Origin of the sequence: Anabaena sp. CCY 9402-a (assembly GCF_963920945.1) — a bacterium.
In the GTDB taxonomy this organism is placed as follows: domain Bacteria; phylum Cyanobacteriota; class Cyanobacteriia; order Cyanobacteriales; family Nostocaceae; genus Trichormus; species Trichormus minutissimus.
The window spans coordinates 1-21,078 of sequence record NZ_CAWUDL010000071.1 but is presented as its reverse complement, the minus strand read 5'-3'; the positions used below and the strand labels follow the sequence as shown (position 1 = coordinate 21,078).

The 21,078-nt window shown below is 41.7% G+C and carries 15 protein-coding genes; 4 read left to right on the top strand and 11 right to left on the bottom strand.

Annotated features, from left to right (window positions below; genetic code table 11):
- Positions 1 to 265 precede the first annotated feature (265 nt).
- Both ACM0OR_RS21980 and ACM0OR_RS21975 read right to left on the bottom strand, forming a co-directional pair.
- Positions 266 to 724 carry a BON domain-containing protein gene (locus tag ACM0OR_RS21980; protein ID WP_190699951.1) on the bottom strand — a complete coding sequence of 153 codons (459 nt, stop codon included), beginning with the start codon at positions 722 to 724 and terminating at the stop codon, positions 266 to 268.
- 164 nt (positions 725 to 888) lie between these two features.
- A complete protein-coding gene (locus ACM0OR_RS21975; protein ID WP_414578749.1) occupies positions 889 to 2,163 on the bottom strand; it encodes a general stress protein in 1,275 nt (424 codons plus the stop codon).
- Between the two features lie 468 nt (positions 2,164 to 2,631).
- Between ACM0OR_RS21975 and ACM0OR_RS21970 the strand changes: the two genes are divergently transcribed.
- Positions 2,632 to 5,760 carry an MFS transporter gene (locus tag ACM0OR_RS21970; protein ID WP_414578748.1) on the top strand — a complete coding sequence of 1,043 codons (3,129 nt, stop codon included), beginning with the start codon at positions 2,632 to 2,634 and terminating at the stop codon, positions 5,758 to 5,760.
- 852 nt (positions 5,761 to 6,612) lie between these two features.
- Positions 6,613 to 7,383: a pentapeptide repeat-containing protein gene (locus ACM0OR_RS21965; RefSeq protein WP_323264535.1), complete on the top strand. Its 771-nt coding sequence runs from the start codon at positions 6,613 to 6,615 to the stop codon at positions 7,381 to 7,383.
- Between the two features lie 41 nt (positions 7,384 to 7,424).
- Here ACM0OR_RS21965 and ACM0OR_RS21960 read toward each other — a convergent pair whose 3' ends face one another.
- Positions 7,425 to 8,318 (bottom strand): LysR family transcriptional regulator, encoded by an 894-nt coding sequence (locus ACM0OR_RS21960; RefSeq protein WP_414578747.1) that lies wholly within the window; start codon positions 8,316 to 8,318, stop codon positions 7,425 to 7,427.
- A gap of 101 nt (positions 8,319 to 8,419) precedes the next feature.
- On the opposite strand from ACM0OR_RS21960, the gene ilvD reads away from it, so the two are divergent.
- Positions 8,420 to 10,108: a dihydroxy-acid dehydratase gene (ilvD, locus tag ACM0OR_RS21955; RefSeq protein WP_414578746.1), complete on the top strand. Its 1,689-nt coding sequence runs from the start codon at positions 8,420 to 8,422 to the stop codon at positions 10,106 to 10,108.
- 151 nt (positions 10,109 to 10,259) lie between these two features.
- Here ilvD and sbcD read toward each other — a convergent pair whose 3' ends face one another.
- The 8 genes from sbcD to ACM0OR_RS21915 form a co-directional block, all read right to left on the bottom strand.
- Positions 10,260 to 11,516, bottom strand: a complete 1,257-nt coding sequence (gene sbcD / locus ACM0OR_RS21950; protein ID WP_414578745.1) for an exonuclease subunit SbcD — start codon at positions 11,514 to 11,516, stop codon at positions 10,260 to 10,262.
- A gap of 564 nt (positions 11,517 to 12,080) precedes the next feature.
- Positions 12,081 to 13,211 (bottom strand): ACR3 family arsenite efflux transporter, encoded by a 1,131-nt coding sequence (gene arsB, locus ACM0OR_RS21945; protein ID WP_414578744.1) that lies wholly within the window; start codon positions 13,209 to 13,211, stop codon positions 12,081 to 12,083.
- A 117-nt stretch (positions 13,212 to 13,328) separates the two neighbouring features.
- Entirely contained in the window at positions 13,329 to 14,588 is a 1,260-nt protein-coding gene (gene arsJ, locus ACM0OR_RS21940) for an organoarsenical effux MFS transporter ArsJ (protein WP_414578743.1), read from the bottom strand.
- Between the two features lie 73 nt (positions 14,589 to 14,661).
- Positions 14,662 to 15,675, bottom strand: a complete 1,014-nt coding sequence (locus ACM0OR_RS21935) for an ArsJ-associated glyceraldehyde-3-phosphate dehydrogenase (RefSeq protein WP_414578742.1) — start codon at positions 15,673 to 15,675, stop codon at positions 14,662 to 14,664.
- A gap of 142 nt (positions 15,676 to 15,817) precedes the next feature.
- Positions 15,818 to 16,879, bottom strand: coding sequence for a PstS family phosphate ABC transporter substrate-binding protein (locus ACM0OR_RS21930; RefSeq protein ID WP_414578741.1), 1,062 nt, complete (start codon positions 16,877 to 16,879; stop codon positions 15,818 to 15,820).
- Between the two features lie 116 nt (positions 16,880 to 16,995).
- Positions 16,996 to 17,325, bottom strand: a complete 330-nt coding sequence (locus tag ACM0OR_RS21925) for an ArsR/SmtB family transcription factor (protein ID WP_414578740.1) — start codon at positions 17,323 to 17,325, stop codon at positions 16,996 to 16,998.
- Between the two features lie 31 nt (positions 17,326 to 17,356).
- Positions 17,357 to 18,568, bottom strand: coding sequence for an aspartate aminotransferase (locus ACM0OR_RS21920; RefSeq protein ID WP_414578739.1), 1,212 nt, complete (start codon positions 18,566 to 18,568; stop codon positions 17,357 to 17,359).
- Complete coding sequence (locus tag ACM0OR_RS21915; RefSeq protein ID WP_414578738.1) at positions 18,565 to 19,755, bottom strand: iron-containing alcohol dehydrogenase family protein; 1,191 nt, start codon at positions 19,753 to 19,755, stop codon at positions 18,565 to 18,567. The genes ACM0OR_RS21920 and ACM0OR_RS21915 overlap by 4 nt, the downstream gene beginning before the upstream one ends.
- An 816-nt stretch (positions 19,756 to 20,571) precedes the next feature.
- On the opposite strand from ACM0OR_RS21915, the gene ACM0OR_RS21910 reads away from it, so the two are divergent.
- Positions 20,572 to 21,027, top strand: a complete 456-nt coding sequence (locus tag ACM0OR_RS21910) for a hypothetical protein (RefSeq protein WP_414578737.1) — start codon at positions 20,572 to 20,574, stop codon at positions 21,025 to 21,027.
- Positions 21,028 to 21,078: the final 51 nt, after the last annotated feature.

Below are 21,078 nucleotides of genomic sequence, written 5' to 3'. Positions count from 1 at the left end.
TCAAAACAGTTTTTCTAAGTGATCAGATGTAAATAAACATAATCATGAGCGTTGTCAATTGTCAATCATTAGAAGTAAGTAGTTACACTAGCGACTGACTATTTTAATGATTAGCTATATTTATTTACACCTAAATAATACTGTAGCCACCAAATTTAGGACACTTCCGAATCAAGAAACATCCCTGATTCCCTTGTGGGACGGGTGAGGAAAACCATTCCACATTCCCCATGCCACAAGAGGGTAATTTATTTCTCAGAAAGCTCTAGCTTGTTGGCGGCGCAACGGTTGCATTGACAATTACCTGTGTGACACCTTTAATTTCTTTTGCCAAAGGTTCAATCTTCGATAACTGCTCTTGATTGTTTACAGTTCCGGCAACAGTAACAATTCCATCTTCTTCGGCATTAACCGTTAATTGACCATCAGGGATGTTAGCCTCCAATTTCGATCGCACTTCACTGGCTAAATCACCTTCGGTTCTCTGTGCATCTCCACCCGTCAGATTATTTCGCTCTTCACGGGCGCGAATGTCTGCATTCAGTTGTCTCCTGCGAGTTTCACTTTGAGCATCTTCTTGGGCTTCTTGTGTTACTTGTGCCGTTGGAGCTTGTGGTGCTTCGTCTGGTGCTGGTGCAGTCACAGTTGTTTTGGCCGTGTCTTGACAAGCCGCCGCACCAATAACTAAAACACAACTAATAAAAAAAGGAGTGAGCTTGTTCATTGCTTTATTTCTGGAGGTAAATATGAAAAAGGTAGACTTGCTTAACAAGTGGGAACTAGCTTGAAAATCTAGGTTTTGCCCCACCCTAATCCTCCCCTTGCACTAGATGCGAAGCGGCTTTCCGAAGGGTAGGGGAGGGAACTGGATTAGGGAGATTAAGGGGGTTAAATTCGTTCTTCCCGGCGGTCAACAATCACTACCGCAGGATCATGCCGATCGCCTGTAACTGGTTTTTCAGTCCGAACAATATCTTCGTGTCTCGCCCGTTCTAAACCTTGGTGATGGTGGCGTTCCGCGTCTAAATCGGTGGCATCAAAGACAGCAAATTCTTCAATTCCTCGGTGTTTGAGGATTGTTTCTGCGTGGTGGATTTGTGCTTCTGTTCCATCGACAATTACTAAGTAATCACCTCTTTGGAAGCGATCGCTATAAACTCGTGCGCGGTCTTCAGGAATCCCTAAACCAACTAGTCCGCCAACAATTCCCCCGGCTGCTGCACCTACAGCACCACCCGCTACAGTAGTCGCTAAAGCAGTTGCGGCTGCACCACCCGCAATCACTGGGCCAATTCCCGGAATTGCCAATGCACCCAGACCGACTAATAAACCACCCAAACCGCCGAAAACTCCGCCTGTAGCAGCTCCAGCCTTAGCTCCTTCGTCAGCTTTATTGCCTATACCTCTATCAACCCCTGGTGTGCCATGATCCTTGGTATCTTTAGCAATCAGCGAGACTTGATTCATCGGGAAACCGGCATTTCGCAATTCGGCTAATGCAACTTCTGCATCTCGACGATGAGGAAATACCCCTATCGCCCGTCTAGTTCTTTGTATAGATGTAGTAGTACCACTGGTTGGCTCAACACGAGCGACATTTGTAGTAGGACGTTGTGCATCAGGAGAGTTATACACGCCGTACTCTTCAATACCACGGCGATGTAAAATTGCCTCTGCCTGAGCAATTTCTGCATCTGTGCCATCAATGATCACTAAATAGTGTCCTCGCCGTACACGCTCTTCGTAGACTCTAGCTCGCTCTTCGGGGATACCCAAGCCAATTAATGCACCTAGTAAACCACCAGCCACCGCACCGATACCAGCTCCCGCTAAGGTGGTGGCTATAGTAGTTGCGGTTGCTCCCGCCAGCATGATCGGGCCAATACCAGGAATTGCTAGAGTTCCTAGACCCACTAACAAGCCACCTAAACCGCCTAAAACTCCTCCCGAAATCGCTCCGGTTGTTGCACCTTCATCAGCTTTATTACCTACTTTCTCCTGCACTGGAGTCCCAGCCATATCATCATCCCGATCTGCATTTTGTGCGATCACCGAGACTCTGTCCATAGGAAAGCCGGAGTGCTTCAACTCATGTAGTGCCTGTTCAGCATCCCGACGATTAGAAAACACACCTACAGAACGTCTATGTATACCCACAACCATGTCTTATTTCTCCCGATAATCAACACAAAAATTACTGATTAAAAAATTCACTTTCACAGATAAAGAAAATTTTTGAATTGCCATTACTTCTAATAAACATTTTTTTATATTTCTTTTCATCAATCTGTTGGCATAATTTCCTGTTCTACCAAGAGAAATAGATAATGTCACTGAAAGCATAAAAATTACCAAAGCAATAAAAAAAAGACTTATTTCCTTGGAAAATATAATCAAAAAATAAATAGGTAAACAACCAATCTAAACGCTTGTAAATGCGTATTGTCTTGATTGTTTTAGTAATAGTTAGAATATTTTTTATTAAATATTTTACTAGAAGATATAACCTTTGATAGTTAAACTTCTTACCTAAGAAAGTGTAGTTCAATTACAACCAATAAATAGACTAGTAAATAAGCCATTCTCTAAGAAGTGGATATTTAATCTATTGAGCGTAAGAGAAAAAATACTATGTTTGAAATTTGGGAAAGTATTTCGATACAACCTTGGTTATCTTTTGGTGTAGCATCTACAACAAGATTGCCAGATGTCATAATGCCAGTAGAACCATCTTTTGTGTTTTCTAGTTCACAGTTTCTAGTAGCTTTGTTAGCTGGCACTTTAATGGCGATCGCCTTTCAATTATTGTTAACCAACCTTTCAGTAGCTGCCAGAATATCAACTTTAGGAACTGATGTAGATAATGGGGAGTCAGACAGTTTTGGGAGGAAGATTCGCAAAGTTGAAGCTAAAGTTGGTGCTTGGGGGATCATCACCGCCAGTATTGCTTTATTTGCGGCTTGTTTTTTAGCAGTTAAACTGAGCTTAATTGACAGTGCGCTGCTAGGAGCTATTATTGGCGTTGTCATTTGGTCTACCTATTTCTTATTAGTAGCGTGGTTGGGTTCTTCCTCAGTTGGTTCTTTACTCGGTTCTATCATCGGCACTATCAATTCTGGTTTACAATCCCTGATGGGAACGGCAACCACAGCCATTGGTGCTGGTGCTGCACAACAACAAGCAGTTTCCACGGCTGAGGAAATTGCAGCCGCAGTCAGGAGAGAATTGACGGCTGGTTTGGATACGGAAAGTATTACCAATACCCTGCAAAATTCCTTAGCATCTCTACCACTGCCAAAACTAGATTTAGCAGACGTTCGGAGTCAGTTTGATAAAATTCTGAGTGATGTAGATTGGGGAACACTTGCTGATGGCGACTTACTCAAAAATATTAATCGCCAAACCTTTGTAGATTTAGTTAGCAGTCGCACCAATCTATCTAAGGAAAATATCAACCAAATTGCTGACCAATTAAACGCAGCTTGGGAACAAACCTTTGCTCGCCGCAACCCTACAGAACAAGTCATCAATTTGTTACAATCTGCTACTCCCGAAGAGTTGAAATCGGCAGATTTAGGTGAACGACTACAACAGTTAGTGACTGTAGGCAGAAAAAACGGTAATGGCAGAAATGGTGTAATCAAGCAAGCTGTACAATATGGTGTAGCTGCTGCTATGCCAACAGTCTTAGATCGAGTTGATATCGCTGATATTGATGTCGATAAAATCACCAATCAATTACAAAAGTTAAAAGACAAAGTTCAAGATATCGATGTCGATAAAATCACCCACGAAATACAACAACTCAGAGATAAAACCACTGAGCAAATAACTGAGAGATTCCCCGCGCCTAGTGATAACACCATCAAATCAGATGTCAAAGACTATATCTTGAATTCTTTTCCTTGGCATTTCAACCGCATCACTATTAGAGATGAATTCCCTGAAGTTATCTATGACCCCCAAGCAGATCCGACAAATGTCCATCAGCAACTAGAACAACTCCAGTCGGATAACTTTAGCAACTGGCTGAAACAACGAGGTGATATTAGTGAAGCGAAGGTGACAGAAATCTCCCAACAGATGGATAGCATTCGCCAGGAAGTTTTAGAAACTGTGCGCCAAACTGAAAGAGTTGAAAAAGGTCAACAAGTTCGCCTCCGCATCGAAAATTATCTACGTGCAACTGGTAAAGAACAACTGAATCCAGAAGCAATTGGGCGAGATTTTGCCAACTTGTTAACAGAATTAGATGGTGAATCCATAGATTTAAGCACTCTTTTACAAGGATTTGACCGGGAAGCCTTTGTACAGATACTCTTGCAACGAAAAGATTTTAGCGAAGAGGAAGCTAATAATATAGTTAGTCAACTTGACGGTATCTGCAATGATGTCTCCAATCAAGCCAGAGAACAACAAGAACAAGCCACAAATAGAGTTAATCAACTATGGCAAAGGGTCGAAGATTATCTCCGCCATACCAACAAAGATGAGTTAAATCGTGAAGGTATTAGACGCGATTTTCAAGCATTACTAGAAGATCCCCAAATAGGAATTAGGCAGATTAGATCGCGCATATCGCAGTTTGACCGTGATACATTTGTAAAACTGCTCAGTCAGCGTCAAGATTTGAATGAAGAGCAAATCAATCAAATTATCGATCAATTAGAATCTGTCCGAGATAACGTTTTACAAACACCGCAAAAAGTAAGAGAACAATACGATCGCACCATCACAGCTATTGGTGACTATCTCCGCAATACCAATTTAGAAGAACTCAACCCCGAAGGGATTAGACGCGATTTAGAAACTTTACTAACTCAGCCACAAGAGGGTGCAGAAGCATTACGCGACAGACTAGCGCAAGTTGACCGCGAAACCTTGGTTAAACTCCTCAGCCAACAGGGGAACTTGAGCGAAGAGCAAGTTAATCGGACAATTGACCAAGTACAAGAGGCGATGGGGAATATAATCAGAACGCCACGCCGCTTGGCAAAACGCACTACTCAGAGAGTGGGAGATTTTACAGCCAGCCTGGAAAATTATCTGCGTCACACCAACAAAGAAGAACTTAACCCCGAAGGTATCAAACGGGATTTAGGATTGCTATTGCAAGACCCCCGCTTGGGAGTAGAAAATTTAGGCGATCGCGTTTCTAAATTTGACCGTTCCACAATGGTGGCGTTATTATCTGAACGGGAAGATATCTCAGAAGAGGAAGCAAACCGGATTGTTGATCAAATCGAATCAGCACGTAACTCGATTGTCCAGCAAATCCAGCAAATCCAGCAAAAATTCCAGTCAGCCATTGACCAAATTTTTGGCAAGATTCGTAACTACCTCGATTCCCTAGAACGTCCAGAACTCAGCTATGAAGGTATTAGACAAGACTTTGCCAAAGTGTTTGATGATCCGCAAGTAGGATTTGCAGCTTTGCGCGATCGCCTCAGTCAATTTGACCGTGATACCCTAGTAGCCATCTTGAGTTCCCGTGAGGATATCTCCCAAGAAGACGCTAACCGCATCATCAACCAAATAGAAGCGGCGCGAGATAGTGTAGTGCAACGCGCCGAAAGGATTCAGCAAGAAGCCCAAAAACGCATTAAAGCAGTGCAACAGCAAGCTAAAAAACAAGCCGAAGAAACTAGAAAAACCGTCGCTAGTGCAGCTTGGTGGCTATTTGGTACAGCATTATCTTCCCTCGTAGCCAGTGTAATTGCTGGTGTAATAGCCGTCACAGGCTTATCTTTACCTGGTTGATATATGATGTTTGCTTGACAAACAGAGAACCCCAGCCTGTTCAAGAAACTGGGGTTTTTATTATTTAATTACAGAAAAATATTTTTGCGTAATTTCTGCATTAACTATCGATATATATAACAAATATTATTGAGGTATGGATATCCTGGCACTAAGTCGGTGATCCCATATTTTAGATAAAGATAAATCACAGTTAAGTATTACGTGAGTTTAAACTATTTTATAGTTGTGGGGAGTGCAAACTATGCTAGAAAGACTATTTTTAGCTGGTATCTTAACATTTACTTTCAGTTTATTTGCACAGGTGCATCGTTCATCTTCTTTGGTAATGAATCAACAAATAAACTCATATTACAAAGTGGCTTTCACTCTGAGCCAAAAACCTTTAAAGGAATTCAAAATTCCAAATTAAGTAGAACAGGGTAAATAATTAAAGGTTTGTAGTGTACTCCTGCGGGGTGAATCCTACGGATACGCTACGCGTTCACGCAGTATTCCGCAGGAAGCGCGGTAGCGTTGCGTAGCAAAGCAAACAACGCGGAGCGTCTGTCTACAACACGCTCCGCGTTGGCGTAGCCTCTGTCTACGACACGCTCCGCGAATAAAAAAGGACTAAAGTCCTTACTACGAAATCAATCTTAATTTTTTTACATTACTTAACATAGTTTGGTTTTTTCAAGTTGTTCTACTTAAACGCACTCAATACTTTTTCATCACATATTGTATAGAGATTAAGTGAATACCGTAGGTCTTTACGGAGGTCAAACTGCTAACATTACTCCTATCATAAGCCCAAGTATAAATTTGTCTTAGGTTATTTTGGGTATTGAGCAAAAAATTTGCTAACTGATTATGAAAAATATAATTTTAGCTACATCCGTATTTTTGACTACCATTAGTCTGACAAATGTTGTCCAAGCGGGAAATCCTGAACATTTGAGGCAGTTATTAGCAACAAAACAATGTCAAAACTGTGACTTAACCAATGCAGGCTTAGTCATGGCTGATTTGTCAGGTGCTAATTTAAGCGGTGCTAATCTCACAGGTGCTAATCTGAGCCGTGCTAACTTAAGCGGTACAGATTTGCGGGGTGCAAATTTGAGTGGTGCGGGTTTATTTGGCGCGAATTTGAGTGCAGCTAAACTGGGTGGCGCAAATCTTGCTAGTGCTGACTTGCGAAATACCTATCTAGCAAACACAGAATTTACTGGTGCTTACGTCACTGGTGCAAACTTCCAAGGTGCAGTAGGTATACCATTACAAATTGCTACAGCAGATGAATTTTATGCTTGGGGCGTAGCTGAGGCACAAAAGGGCAATCAAAAGCAGGCGATTAACTATTTTAATCAAGCGATCGCCATCAAACCAGAATACGCAGGTGCATATTTAGCGCGTGGTGTTGCTCGCTACCAAATTTTTGACAGAGAAGGCGCATTTCAAGATGCTCAAGCAGCAGAAAAACTGTTTACATCTGAGCAAAACGCCACAGGAATGCAAACAACCCAAGCCTTTATCAAAGAACTGCAAAACCCTTACACAGAAAAAATTAGCGCAGGTAAACCCAGTTTTTTCGACTTTCTGGGTAGCCTCAGTTCAGTCTTACTACAATTTCTCCCATTTTGAGTGTTTAACTATCAATTAAACGTAGATCAACTCGCTTGTGATTAATTAAGTTGCGAGCAACAATTAGCCGATATTTGTAAAAAATTTTGTAAAATAGGGGTTAGACTGTTTTGCTGCCAGATTACAGCAGTTTCTATGACAGGTACTTTGTCTAGTATGGGACGATAAGCTACACCAGACCTTTGCAGATTCTGTAAAGAAGATGGTGCGATCGCTACACCCATTCCCGCCGATACTAGTCCAATAATTGTTTGCATTTGAATCGCCTCCTGACTAATGTTAGGGCTGAAATTTCCCTGCTGAAAAAGACTCATGATGCGATCGTATAGTCCCGGTGCTAAATAACGGGGAAACATAATTAAAGGTTCATTGAGGAGCGATCGCACTGAGATGTATTCTTGTTGAGCTAATGAATGAGTTGATGACAAAGCCACCATTAAGGTTTCTCTGTGAATACATTTATAAGATAGTGTGTCATCTTCCAAAGGTGGATGAGCAAAACCCACATCAATCCGAGAATCTCTCAGTGCTTGCTCCTGTTGACTTGTAGTTAACTCCAGTAAGACTAGTTCTACTTCCAAAAATTGCTCGCGAAATTGTCGCAAAATCAAGGGTAATAGGTCATAAATTACCAAGCTAGTAAATCCTATGCGGATTTGCCCTGTTTTACCTCGTCCAGCCCTTTGAGTTAGTGCTACTGCTGTTTCTAATTGCGCCAGTAGTTGATAAGCCTCTTGTAAAAATACCTTACCAGCTTCTGTTAGCTGTACTTGTCGCTTAGTTTTGCGATGAAAAAGTTTTACACCTAGTTCCACCTCTAGCTGCTGGATTTGTTGGCTGAGAGGCGGTTGAGATATATGCAGTCTTTCTGCGGCTTTACTGAAATGTAGTTCCTCCGCTACAGCAATAAAGTAGCGCAGATGTCGTAGTTCCATATTTATGATATTTTATAAGTCTTAATTTTAAACAAATATATATTGGACATCTCAAAAAAGTCTACCTATGATACTTCTACAGAGATATGAGTGAAACAAAGATGTCAGAGAATCTGAGAAGTCAAGTTGTCACACAAGGGGTACAGCGATCGCCAAATCGGGCTATGCTGCGTGCAGTTGGTTTTCAGGATGAAGACTTTAACAAAGCAATTGTCGGTGTAGCCAATGCCTACAGTACCATCACTCCCTGTAATATGGGGATTAATCAACTAGCACAAAGAGCCGAAGCCGGAGTTAAACTAGCTGGGGCAATGCCGCAAATGTTCGGCACAATTACTATTAGTGATGGAATTTCAATGGGAACTGAGGGGATGAAATATTCCCTAGTGTCACGAGAAGTTATTGCTGACTCCATTGAAACCGCCTGTACCGGACAAAGTATGGATGGTGTAATTGCGATCGGTGGCTGTGATAAAAATATGCCAGGGGCAATGATTGCGATGGCGCGGATGAATATTCCGGCTATCTTTGTTTACGGTGGCACAATTAAACCTGGACACTACAACGGCCGCGACTTAACTGTTGTCAGTTCCTTTGAAGCTGTTGGTGAATACAGTGCGGGGAAAATTGACGGTACAGAATTGATGGAAGTAGAACGTCGCGCTTGTCCTGGTGCGGGTTCTTGCGGTGGGATGTACACAGCTAATACTATGTCATCGGCCTTTGAAGCAATGGGTATGAGCTTACCCTATTCTTCTACAATGGCGGCGGAAGATGACGAAAAAGCCGACAGCACCGAAGAATCAGCCAAGGTACTAGTAGAAGCAATACGTAATCAACTTTTACCCCGGCAAATTATCACCCGTAAATCTATAGAAAATGCTATTTCTGTAATTATGGCAGTGGGTGGTTCAACTAATGCCGTATTACATTTTCTAGCGATCGCTAACGCGGCTGGTGTAGAACTAAATCTAGATGACTTTGAAACTATTCGTGGTCGTGTACCCGTTTTGTGTGATTTAAAACCCAGTGGTAGATATGTCGCCACAAACTTACACCAAGCTGGTGGTATTCCCCAAGTGATGAAAATGCTACTCGTACATGGCTTACTTCACGGTGACTGTATGACCATCACAGGTAAAACCATTGCCGAAGTTTTAGCAGATATCCCCGAAGAACCACCCACAAACCAAGATGTAATTCGTCCTTGGGATAAACCAATGTATGCTCAAGGTCACTTAGCTATTCTCAAAGGGAATCTAGCGACAGAAGGGGCTGTAGCTAAAATTACTGGCATTAAAAAAGCCTTAATTACTGGCCCCGCCAAGGTATTTGATTCCGAGGAAGAATGCTTAGATGCCATCCTTGCAGGTAAAATTCAAGCTGGTGATGTGATTGTCATCCGCTACGAAGGCCCTAAAGGTGGCCCTGGTATGCGGGAAATGTTAGCCCCCACCTCAGCAATTATTGGCGCGGGTTTGGGTGATGCTGTCGGTTTAATTACTGATGGACGCTTTTCTGGCGGTACTTACGGTATGGTAGTCGGACACGTCGCCCCAGAAGCAGCCGTTGGTGGTGCGATCGCTCTGGTCGAAGAAGGTGATAGCATCACTATTGATGCTAATTCCCGCTTGTTACAGTTGAATATCTCTGATGCAGAATTAGCCAGCCGCCGCGCTAACTGGAAACCCCGCCCACCTCGTTACACAAAAGGCATCTTGGCGAAATATGCCAAGTTAGTTTCCTCTAGCAGTGTTGGGGCTGTCACAGACTTGGATTTATTTAATTGATCCTAAATTGAATTGAAATTTTGGTGTTGCAAAAAAGTGGAATGAATTGATACAAGCAAGTGAAGAAAGTTTGAACTTTGCTTAAATTATCCCACCAATATGCAACGCCAATTTTTTAACTGTCCCCCTGTCCCCTGTCCCCTGTCCCCTGTCACCTGTCCCCAATAGTTGCTTTTAGCCAAATTTCCCCATTATCCCCTAATAACTTTTCTGCGGCTTCTAACATTAATCCTGATATCTCTTTAAGGTCTTCACGATTGTGCAAGTAAGTCTTTAGTGCTTCCATCGGGTCGATGCTACTACTAGCAGTCAATTCAGGAATGCGGGGACGAGCTAACTGACTGATTAATTCTGCTTGAATAGTATAAGTATGGGCAGCACTCAGGGCAGAATGTAAGGCAGAGTTATCAATCAAATCGATTTGTTCGGAACGAAGTTTATAAATTAACCGTACTACTGCATCTTCTAAATCATGTTTAGCGATCGCTTTTATTAAAACACCTTGGGGTTCTTCTGCTTTCGACACATCTACTTCTAAAGTACGAAAAGTCCGAACTGATAAAGGGCAAAATTCCCATTTTGCACTCCCCCGTTCCAGTTCCAGCATGATATAACCTTTATCTTCTTTCTCCTCACTAAAATCTACCCGTTCAATACTCCCCGGATAAATCACAGGTGGGTTATTAGATTTATTTAAATTTTGATGGCGGTGGACGTGTCCCAAAGCCACATAATCAAAACAAGGACGAGTCAACAAAGATAAGGGGAGAGTAAAACCTTTACCCACCGCCAAAAAACGTTCAGCCCCTAAAGTTGCATTATCAGCCATCAAGTGAGCTAAAAGCACAGTTGGCACATCGGGGTCAAGCCGACGAATTTCCCCTTCGATAACAACTTGCAAGCGTTCCGTTAACAATTGGTTGACTTCCGCCAGTGATAAACCGTCTGTTTCTTGACGAGTCATCAATGTGGAACGGGTAAGCCAAGGTAGGGTAATTATTTGCACTTTACCGTTGGGGGTAGAGATGTGGTGAGTAGTTAACTTATCCCCAACCACAAAACCCGGTACTCCCAAAGTGCGGTAAATATTTAAACTCGCGCCTCCCTGTCCTTGGGAATGTTGGTCATGATTTCCCACCAACAACACCGTCGGAATATTAGCATCAACCAGCCGCCGAAATTGACTAGCAAAAGCTTCCTGTACATAAGGCGGCGGTGTCGCATCAGGAAAAGCATCCCCACCGAATAAAACCAAATCTACAGCATCCGTCAACGCCCGATCAATACACAGAGATAAAGTCTGCACAAAATCTTCCAGTCGCGTGTTTAAACCTGTAACGGGATTAATTCTGCCGTGGGAAAAACCGCTTCCCATATGAATGTCAGAGAGGTGAAGGATTTTAATCATAAGTTAGGTCGTCGGCAATATTTTTGATTAGCAAGAGGAGGAGGGGAATATAAGTTAATCTGCTTTTATCATGATGCCGCGTGAATTTGTAATTCCTAGGTTATTGTACGGAATAAAAATTTCTAGTGATAAATCTAATTTCTTAGTAAATACTACAGCATTTGCTAAGATATATTGCTGTATTTTAAGTTTTACCTTGGTTTCTTAGATATTTGTACGGTGACTGATATGTTTATGAGATAACAAAATTTGCAGGATTCTACTATGATAAATAATCAAAAAAGTCGTAATTCCCTGGGAGAATCTATGATTATGGGTGCTTTAATCATGTTGACTAGTGTCAGTATCATCATCATAATGAGTGTTTTCTAAACATAAAAAATAAAATTTTAGCTACAAAAGTTTACAAAATTCCTCTCATAAATGAGAGGAATTTTGTAATTTGGAAGTTTATGAAGAGTGGTGAGTTAAAAGTGCTGTTAGTGGTAGCAAGGCGTTGAGCTTGTGCTGAGTTAAAAAAACTGACCACTTTCTTGCGGGGTTTGTACTGGGTGCTGAGTAAAGTCAATGCCAAGAATTAATACAGCGTGGATCTGACAAGCTTGCCTTTTCTGGCTCTCTGGGAAACCAGGGTGCTGTGCGTTTGCAAAATTCTACCAGCATTAACATAACTGGGACTTCGATTAAAACGCCTACTACTGTAGCGAGTGCAGCACCAGAATTTAAGCCAAATAGCATAACAGATGTAGCAATGGCTACTTCAAAGTGGTTACTAGCTCCAATTAAGGCGGCGGGTGCAGCGTCTTCATAAGAAAGATTGAGCTTTAATGCTACTACATAACTAATTAAGAAAATGAAATTAGTTTGAATAAACAATGGCACAGCAATTAGTAAGATGTGCAGGGGATTGTTGACGATTAATTCACCCTTAAATGCAAATAGCAAAACTAAAGTAATTAGCAAAGCAGTAATGGAAATAGGACTGAGATACTTCAAAAATTGCCCTTCAAACCATTCTCTGCCTTTATATTTGAATATCCAGTAACGGCTGTAAATCCCGGCGATTAGAGGCAATCCAACGTAAACCAACACTGATAAAACTATCGTTTGCCACGGGACTGTTAAGTCATTTGCTGCTAATAACCACCTGCCTAAAGGTGCGTACAAAAATAGCATAGCCAGAGAGTTAACTGCCACCATGACTAAAGTGTGTCCTTGATTACCGTAGGACAGATAACCCCACATTAAAACCATCGCTGTACAAGGTGCAATCCCTAGTAAAATTGTGCCAGCTATGTAAGAGTTAGCGATCGCAACTTCACTACCACGAATTAATTCTGTCCCAGTAATTAACGGACGAAATAACCAGCCTAGAAAGAATTGGGCAAAAGCTACCATTGTGAATGGTTTAATCAACCAGTTTACCACTAAGGTAAGAATTACAGGCTTTGGTGTACGAATAGCATTGATAGCTTGGCTAAAGTCAATCTTCACCATGATGGGGTACATCATGAAAAACAGACATACCGCAATGGGAATTGACACTTGATACACACTAATAGCATCAAGTTTTACTGCTATCTCTGGAAATAACCTTCCTAGGAAGATTCCAGTCAAAATGCACACAATTACCCACAATGTGAGGTATTTTTCAAAAAAGCTGAGATTACTCTTAGTTTTACGATTTAAACTCATCTTTAGAGAACTCCAAAAAATAAATTATTCCGCTTTAAGTCGTTGACTGTTGACTGTGAACTGTCAATGGAATATTTTTTTCCTTGGAAGTCCCTTATTACTTTGATACATCGGTTTTTAGTCTCCGTCACCAGCTTTCCAGGCGATCGCTTTACTGGGTTTAGGATTTGGTAACTTCAGTGAAACTACTGCTGCTCCTAGTACCAAAAATGTTGATGTCCACAGACAACCCACTAACCCCAGCCATTGATATACCAAACCTGATAAGACAGTCCCAGCCAAGCGACCACCGGAGTTAGCCATATAGTAGAAGCCAACATTTAACGCCACTTTGTCATCATCGGTAAATGCCAACACCAGATAAGAGTGAACCGCAGAGTTAAAGGCAAACACCACACCAAATACCAGCAGTCCCCCCACGATGGCGATATTAGCGGGGATACCTAATTGTAGAGCTATGGCGATCGCAGCTGGAACGGCTGTGAGAGTAAATGTCCAGAACTGGATAGTTTTAGATTGTGGCGGACGACCAGAACCAAATCGCCGCATTAATGTTGGTGCTGATGACTGAATAATGCCATAGCCAATTACCCACACCGCCAAAAATCCACCCACTTGATAAAAAGACCAACCTAAAACCTCACGCAAGAATACTGGCAAAGCCACCACAAACCAGACATCCCGCGAACCAAATAAAAAGAATCGAGCGGCTGAGAGAATATTAATCTCTGGACTTTTAGAAAACAGTTGACTAAATTTGACTTTTTTCTTGATTTTGCCCATCCCTTTCGGCAGCATCAACCCAGTAAACATCAGCAGGAATAAAGCAGCTGCCATCACTAACAAGGAATTGACAAAGCCAATCCCAGCCAACAATGCACTACCAACAAAAAAACCAACTCCCTTGAGAGCATTTTTAGAACCAGTCAGCACCGCCACCCATTTAAATAGAGCAGAATGGGCATCTTGGGGAACTACCAAGCGAATAGCACTTTTAGAACTCATCTTGGTTAGGTCTTTGGCAATTCCAGAAAATGCCTGAGCTACCATCACATATGTAACAGCCAACCACTGCGCCCAACCGGGATTCAGATATGCCAGCATCACCAAAGAGAAAATCTGTAATCCAATGCCAGTATAAAGAGTAACTTTTAATCCTAATTGCGAGCCAATCCAACCGCCTAAAAAGTTGGTAATAATACCAAAGACTTCGTAAAACAGGAACAAAGAAGCGATTTGTAATGGGGTATAGCCGAGTTTATTGAAGTAGAGTAACACCAGCATTCTCAGCGCACCGTCTGTAATGGTGAAACCCCAATATGCAAGTGTTACCAGAATATAGTTTTTGAAATTGGCTTTAGAAGCTGTGGTAGTCATGGGGAATGGGGGGTAGAGGCAGGGGAGCGGAGGGGCAGGGGAGCAGGGGAGAAGAACGATTACCCAGTCCCTTCTAGTTCAAACTCAACGCAACCTTACGAGCGAGTTCAACCATGCGGTTGGCATAACCCCATTCGTTGTCATACCAAGCCAGAATTTTTACTTGTGTCTCGTCAACCACCATTGTGGAGAGGGCATCAATGATGGAAGAACGAGGATCATCTTTGTAGTCAATAGATACTAAAGGACGCTCTTCGTATCCGAGGATGTCTTTGAGTGGTGCTTGTTCGGAAGCAGCCTTTAAAAGTCCGTTGATTTCTTCTACTGTGGTGGGTCGTACAACTTCAAACACACAGTCTGTTAGTGAAGCGTTGAGTAGTGGGACTCTGACTGCAATACCGTTGAGTTTACCTTTGAGTTCAGGATAAATTAAAGCGATCGCAGTTGCTGATCCTGTAGTGGTAGGAATTAGTGATAAACTCGTAGCACGCGCCCGACGCAAGTCTTTATGGGGCGCATCGACGAGGGTTTGAGTATTTGTGTTGTCATGGATTGTAGTAATGATTCCATGTTTAATCCCTAAGCCTTCGTGAATGACTTTAACTACTGGGGCTAAACAGTTGGTTGTACAAGAAGCCGCAGTTAAAAGATGATGCTTTTCCGGCTCATAGAGATAGTCATTCACTCCCATGACAATATTTAAGGCTTCTTCCTTCACAGGAGCAGCCACAATTACCTTCTGCACCCCACGCTTAAAATAGGGGTCTAGAGTTGCAGGAGTGCGAAACTTACCGGAACATTCCAGCACTATATCAACACCTAAATCTTCCCAAGGTACATCGCCTGGTTGGGCATACTCACTAAAGCTGAGGGGTGTGCCATCAATCAGAACACGTTCACCTTCTGCTTCTACTTCTGGTGTCCAACGTCCATGTACAGAATCAAATTTGAGCAGGTGAGCTGCTGTTACTGCTCCACCTTTGATTTCGTTGATATGCACAAATTCTAGTTCTGGCCAACCCCAAGCAGCTCGTAATGCTAGCCGTCCAATCCTACCAAATCCATTAATGCCAACACGAACTCTCATGATTTTTCCTGTTAATATCTACATTCAAAAAATTGGAGTTTTGATATCGGCACTTTCACAACCGGATACCAGACAGGTAACAGTAAAATTTAGGTTGTTTATCATTACTGCACCAATATTTATAGCTTTTGATTTCAGTTAGCTATTTCCCTTCTGCTGCTTTTAATAAGTCACTGATTGTTAAATCAATCTGTTCTTTTCCCGCAAATAAAGTTCCTGTTTTGCCTTTTTTAAACCGTGCTTTGGCTATTTCGTATGATTCACTGGGTAAAGGCACATATCCTACAGAAGTAGCTGTAAATTGTGCATATTTGATGTAGTAATCGATTAATTCTTGGAGTGCTGGATTTTTTTCTACAGCCTCAGCATTCACATAAATGAATAAAGGTCGAGACAAGGGTTGATATTTGGAATCTTCAACAGTATCACGGGATGGTAATACTGCTCCTTTGCCGTTATCTACTGCTAGTGCTTTGACTTGGTTTTTGTTGTTTAGATAATAAGCGTAGCCAAAATAACCCAAGGCATTCGCATCTCTAGCAACTCCTCTGACTAGTGCTAGGTCGTCCTCACTAGCTATATAATCATTGCGGCTAGCTCTGGATTTACCAACGATCGCTTCTGTAAAATAATCAAATGTTCCTGAATCTTTACCTGCACCATATAAGTTAATTGGTTGATCAGGCCAAGAATCACGTACTTGTTTCCATCGTGTAATTTTACCTTCAGCTTCTGGTTGCCAAATCTTTTGCAACTCTGCTACTGTGATATCTTTTGCCCAAGAATTATCCTTATGGACGGTAATTGTTAAAGCGTCATAAGCAATAGGAAGTTCGATAAACTTCACACCATTTTTGTTACAAGTTTCTATCTCTGCTTGCAAAATCGGTCGTGAAGCATTGCTAATATCGGTTTGTTTCGCACAAAATTTCTTAAACCCGCCACTTGTCCCAGAGAAGTCAACTTTAACTTGTCCTCTGTACTGTGGTTTTGTTTGTTGAAACTGGTTAGCGATCGCTTCCGTAATTGGATAAACTGTACTCGAACCGTCAATCTTAATTTGTGACACTGTTTGAGTGTTGCTCACTTCAGCTGCGGTTACTGGTGGCTGAGTTTCAGCAGATTTGTCGGATGTGGTAGCGCAACCTGTGGCTATAACCAGCATCCCAACTGCGAGAGCCAAGTTCTTTGCTATTGCGTTCATTGACCTCACCTTTAGGGGTGATATGGAGTTTATATTTATATCATTTCAAAAAAAATTGATATGTCAATCACAAAATAGCTTCTATACACAAAAATTCATCAAAAAAAGTTGATGTATCAGGAAATATTATCACAGGGGCGTGCAGGTAGAGTTTGCCCTAAGTTGCGGTAATCGGCTAAATATTCTGCCAAAACGCCAAATTGAGGCAAATTGAGTCTGTAATAAATCCAACGTCCTTGTTGACGGGAGTTAACTAACCCGGCTTCTTTCAGAGTCTTGAGGTGAAAAGATAATTTAGATTGGCTCACCCCCAAAGCTTCGCACAAGTCACAAACACACAATTCTCGCTGACGTAGCAATTCCAGCACATTAATCCTAATGGGATCGGAAAGGGCATGGAAACCAGTAGCGATGAAATGGGGAACGTTAGCGATGGGGGTTTGCATGAATTAATTCGGTCAAAAATGCTATGTATGTTTATTCTGAGGCAGAAACAAGGGCTTCCGGGCAATAACAAATACCAGCTTGTTTAATGCGATGTAAGGCTTCACCCAAGCGATCGCAATCTGCTATCAAGCTAATACGCACATATCCTTCACCAGCAACGCCAAAGGCATTACCCGGAGTGACAACAACGCCTGTCTGCTGCAACAAGTTCAAAGCAAAATCCGTTGAACCCATACCCACAGGACATTTAACCCACAAATACATTGTAGCTTTGGTTTTGGGGATATCCCAACCCAACTGTCCTAACCCTTGAATGAGAAAATCTCGGCGGGTGCGGTAGCGTTGTTGTACTTCGTGTAAGTAAATATCAGGTAGTTGTAAGGCTGTCTCGGCGGCTGTTTGTAAGGCGGCAAAAATCCCATAATCCAAGTTGGTTTTGAGTGTTCGCAAGCCTTGAATCACATGGCGATTCCCCACTACAAACCCGACACGCCAGCCAGCCATATTGTAGGTTTTAGATAAGGTATGAAACTCTACACCAATATCTTTTGCCCCAGGAATTTCTAGTAAGCTAGTGGGTTGATAACCATCAAAAGCTAACTCGGCATAACACAAGTCATGCACCAAGAGAATTTCGTACTTTCTAGCAAACGCGACGATTTCCTCAAAAAATTCGCGGGGTGCGGTGGCGGCTGTGGGGTTGCTGGGATAGTTGAAGTAAAGTATTTTGGCTTGTCTAGCAACTTCTTCAGGAATGGCGGCTAAATCAATTAACCAATCATTCTCAGGCTTCAAAATCAAGCTGTGGACTTTGCCGCCAGCAATTACTGGCCCGCGAAAATGGGCAGGATAGGCGGGGGAAGGCACTAGTACCACATCACCAGGATTAATATATGCGATCGCTAGATGAGTTAATCCTTCTTTAGAACCGAGTAGCGGTAAAGCTTCACTATCAGGATCTAATACCACACCATAGCGACGTTTATACCAATTAGTAATGGCACGGCGGAAACTGGCCGTACCTTCAAAGGGGGGATAACCATGATTGGCGGGATCTTGCAAAGCCTTGATAGCCGCTTCTACCACCGGTTGTGGTGTCGCGCCATCGGGATTGCCCATCCCCAAATCAATTAAATCAATTCCTTGTTCTCTAGCCTTAGCTTTTAACTCATCGAGACGGGCAAATACATAAGGTGGTAGTTGCTGTATCCGATCTGCTGGGGTAATCCAATCCAAACTCATTCCTCAACCTCGTCACTTATTCCCCTGGTGGAGACACGATTAACTAAGTCTCTACTATCTGTCGGTGCAGTGGTAGAAACCATCGCTGCCATTAACTGTTCCAACGCAACTTTAAATGGTAGTCGATGAATGTCCGATTCAGGTGCTAAAGCGACTTCGGCGGCTGTTTGTAACTCGCCGAGGGTGATGTTACCCAAACCCAAATCAGCTAATTTTTGTGGTAATCCAATCTCTGCATAAAACTTCAACAATTGTTGTCTAGAAGCAGCTGCCAGTTGGTTGCCTTGTACCATTTCTTCTAAACGCAGCTGCACTAAAATACCATAGGCGACTTTTTCGCCGTGGATGCTTCTGTGTCCAGCAATGTGAGTTAAACCATTATGGACTGCATGGGCGGCAACGGTGCGACACTGCGCCCCACCCAAACCGCCAATGACACCAGCTAGTAAGACAGTAGCATCAACAACTTCTTGCCACACTTCACTGCCTGGTTTTTCTAAAGCTGCGGCTGACTTTTGCAATAAAATATCCCGCAAAACTCGCGCCTGTTGAACTGCGGCAATAATTAAAGTGTGTTCTAAATGCCCACTACTAACTGAAGCTTCGTACCATTTTGCGATCGCATCCCCAATTCCTGCTACTAAGGTATGTGGTGGTGCTGTTTGAATCAACTCGTAGTCCAATATCAATAAATCGGGACAGCGAGACAAAGCCACATCATAGAGAAATGCTCCTTCCTCAGAATAGACATTCGATAAAGCCGTCCAAGCTGCACAGGTAGCGGCTGAGGTGGGAATGGTGGCGACGGGTAACTGTAACTGATGGGCAACTAATTTAGCTGTATCTAAGGCTTTACCACCACCAACACCGATAATCACATCAGCTTTATGTTCTTTAGCTACCTTCCTCAGAGATTTTAAGCTAGCTTCCGAACAGTCTGTACCATAGGAGGCTGGAGTCACTTGCAGATTTTGGTGTTCTAAAATCTGCTGTAAACTCTCCTGAAAAATAGCAAGGGTGCTATTTCCTGCCACAATCAAGGGACGAGTGCCAAGTTTGGCAATTTCTAAGGCTGCTGACTGCAATATATGCACGCCACGCATCACTTTTGCTGGGGCAATGGCGAGGGTGAGGAATGAACTAGAAGTTTGAGTAGTCAAGGTTTGAGTAGATATTTGATTAGGCATATACTCTAGTTTGCCAAAATCTTGATGTTTCTTAATAAAATTAAATTTATAGCAATTGCAGATGAAATCAGCTAGTGTGGGCAAAACGCGATCGCTCGCCTACACAACTGAGCAATAACGCCAACTGCGCCTTATTTTGACGGTTGGAGTAATTCGTTGGTATTGCCTATTAGCCATAAATTCCGAACTATCAAAGTTTTGAATCATCGGACGGTTTCCTCACAATACCACTGACAGAATGCTTAGTGAAAGTAAATATTAGAGTATCTAACGGATATGAGGCAGTTTTAGCTGTACTTATAGCCCGTAAATGACACTGTAATTAAATTTATGTGAATAATATCTTAATCTAAAATTAATCAATATTGTATACACAAATACAAAAAAATAACATTCTCTTGATGTATCCAGATCACTTTTACTTAAAAATTTTAAGTAAAAAATAATACAATAACTAAAGTATGTTAGGAAATTTTAATGTAGGGTGTGTTGTCGCACAGCGCAACGCACCGTCAAAAGTTAGTAATAATGGCAGATTTAGGAGTTGAGCAATACTTTCTTCATCTAAATTGAGACTATTAATGGTGATTCTGGTAAAGGTAATTTACCTAATTGATATTTAACAGTTGCTTCCAAAACTGGAACACAACTTAAATATATGTCATTATTTAAATCACGAATAATACTTTGTAAATGAATTGGTAATTTTGGATCACCACTAATAAACCATAAGAAAATATGGGTATCTAACAAAGTTAGTAATATAGGATATACTGAATTAAAGTATTTTCTAGATTAGTAAATGAAGAAAAATCTATGACTATGGAAAATAATACTATTCCCCCCATTAATTATGCACCTCTGGAATTGCAAAAGGAATTAACCGATATGCACAAATTAAAACCTGAAGAATTATCAGAAATTGTTAAGGGTAAATTTCCAGAAATTCAAAAACAATTTCAGCTATCCCTATTTTCTGCTCATTCAGATAATCAGCGAAGTGAATCCGAGAAAAATAATCAATTAAGTGAATCAGATAAATTTTTAATTAAACGAGCTTATGCTATTGCACTTTTGTATGCTCAAGGTCGTTCTCAAGAAATTAAGGATCTTTCCAAAAAGAAAGACACAGTTGATTTTGCAAGAGTATGGACTAAGTTAATAGTCTCTGTAAACTCTACTATTAATGATAAAACTTTAAATGACCGGATTAATCAATTTGATTGTGTGATCGCAAATCCTCCCTTTCAAACTAAAAAACATCAATGTTAGGACTTACGCATTGACAAAAAACATCATCTATAGAACCTAGGGATGCTAGAT

Excerpts from the sequence above, each read along its gene's own strand:
- ACM0OR_RS21965 (WP_323264535.1), top strand. The coding sequence starts at position 6,613 with ATGAAAAATATAATTTTAGCTACATCCGTATTTTTGACTACCATTAGT.
- ACM0OR_RS21915 (WP_414578738.1), bottom strand. The coding sequence starts at position 19,755 with ATGCCTAATCAAATATCTACTCAAACCTTGACTACTCAAACTTCTAGT.
- ACM0OR_RS21980 (WP_190699951.1), bottom strand. The coding sequence starts at position 724 with ATGAACAAGCTCACTCCTTTTTTTATTAGTTGTGTTTTAGTTATTGGT.
- ACM0OR_RS21910 (WP_414578737.1), top strand. The coding sequence starts at position 20,572 with ATGACTATGGAAAATAATACTATTCCCCCCATTAATTATGCACCTCTG.
- ACM0OR_RS21935 (WP_414578742.1), bottom strand. The coding sequence starts at position 15,675 with ATGAGAGTTCGTGTTGGCATTAATGGATTTGGTAGGATTGGACGGCTA.
- ACM0OR_RS21975 (WP_414578749.1), bottom strand. The coding sequence starts at position 2,163 with ATGGTTGTGGGTATACATAGACGTTCTGTAGGTGTGTTTTCTAATCGT.
- ACM0OR_RS21970 (WP_414578748.1), top strand. The coding sequence starts at position 2,632 with ATGTTTGAAATTTGGGAAAGTATTTCGATACAACCTTGGTTATCTTTT.
- ACM0OR_RS21960 (WP_414578747.1), bottom strand. The coding sequence starts at position 8,318 with ATGGAACTACGACATCTGCGCTACTTTATTGCTGTAGCGGAGGAACTA.
- arsJ (WP_414578743.1), bottom strand. The coding sequence starts at position 14,588 with ATGACTACCACAGCTTCTAAAGCCAATTTCAAAAACTATATTCTGGTA.
- arsB (WP_414578744.1), bottom strand. The coding sequence starts at position 13,211 with ATGAGTTTAAATCGTAAAACTAAGAGTAATCTCAGCTTTTTTGAAAAA.
- ACM0OR_RS21920 (WP_414578739.1), bottom strand. The coding sequence starts at position 18,568 with ATGAGTTTGGATTGGATTACCCCAGCAGATCGGATACAGCAACTACCA.
- ACM0OR_RS21925 (WP_414578740.1), bottom strand. The coding sequence starts at position 17,325 with ATGCAAACCCCCATCGCTAACGTTCCCCATTTCATCGCTACTGGTTTC.
- ACM0OR_RS21930 (WP_414578741.1), bottom strand. The coding sequence starts at position 16,879 with ATGAACGCAATAGCAAAGAACTTGGCTCTCGCAGTTGGGATGCTGGTT.
- ilvD (WP_414578746.1), top strand. The coding sequence starts at position 8,420 with ATGTCAGAGAATCTGAGAAGTCAAGTTGTCACACAAGGGGTACAGCGA.
- sbcD (WP_414578745.1), bottom strand. The coding sequence starts at position 11,516 with ATGATTAAAATCCTTCACCTCTCTGACATTCATATGGGAAGCGGTTTT.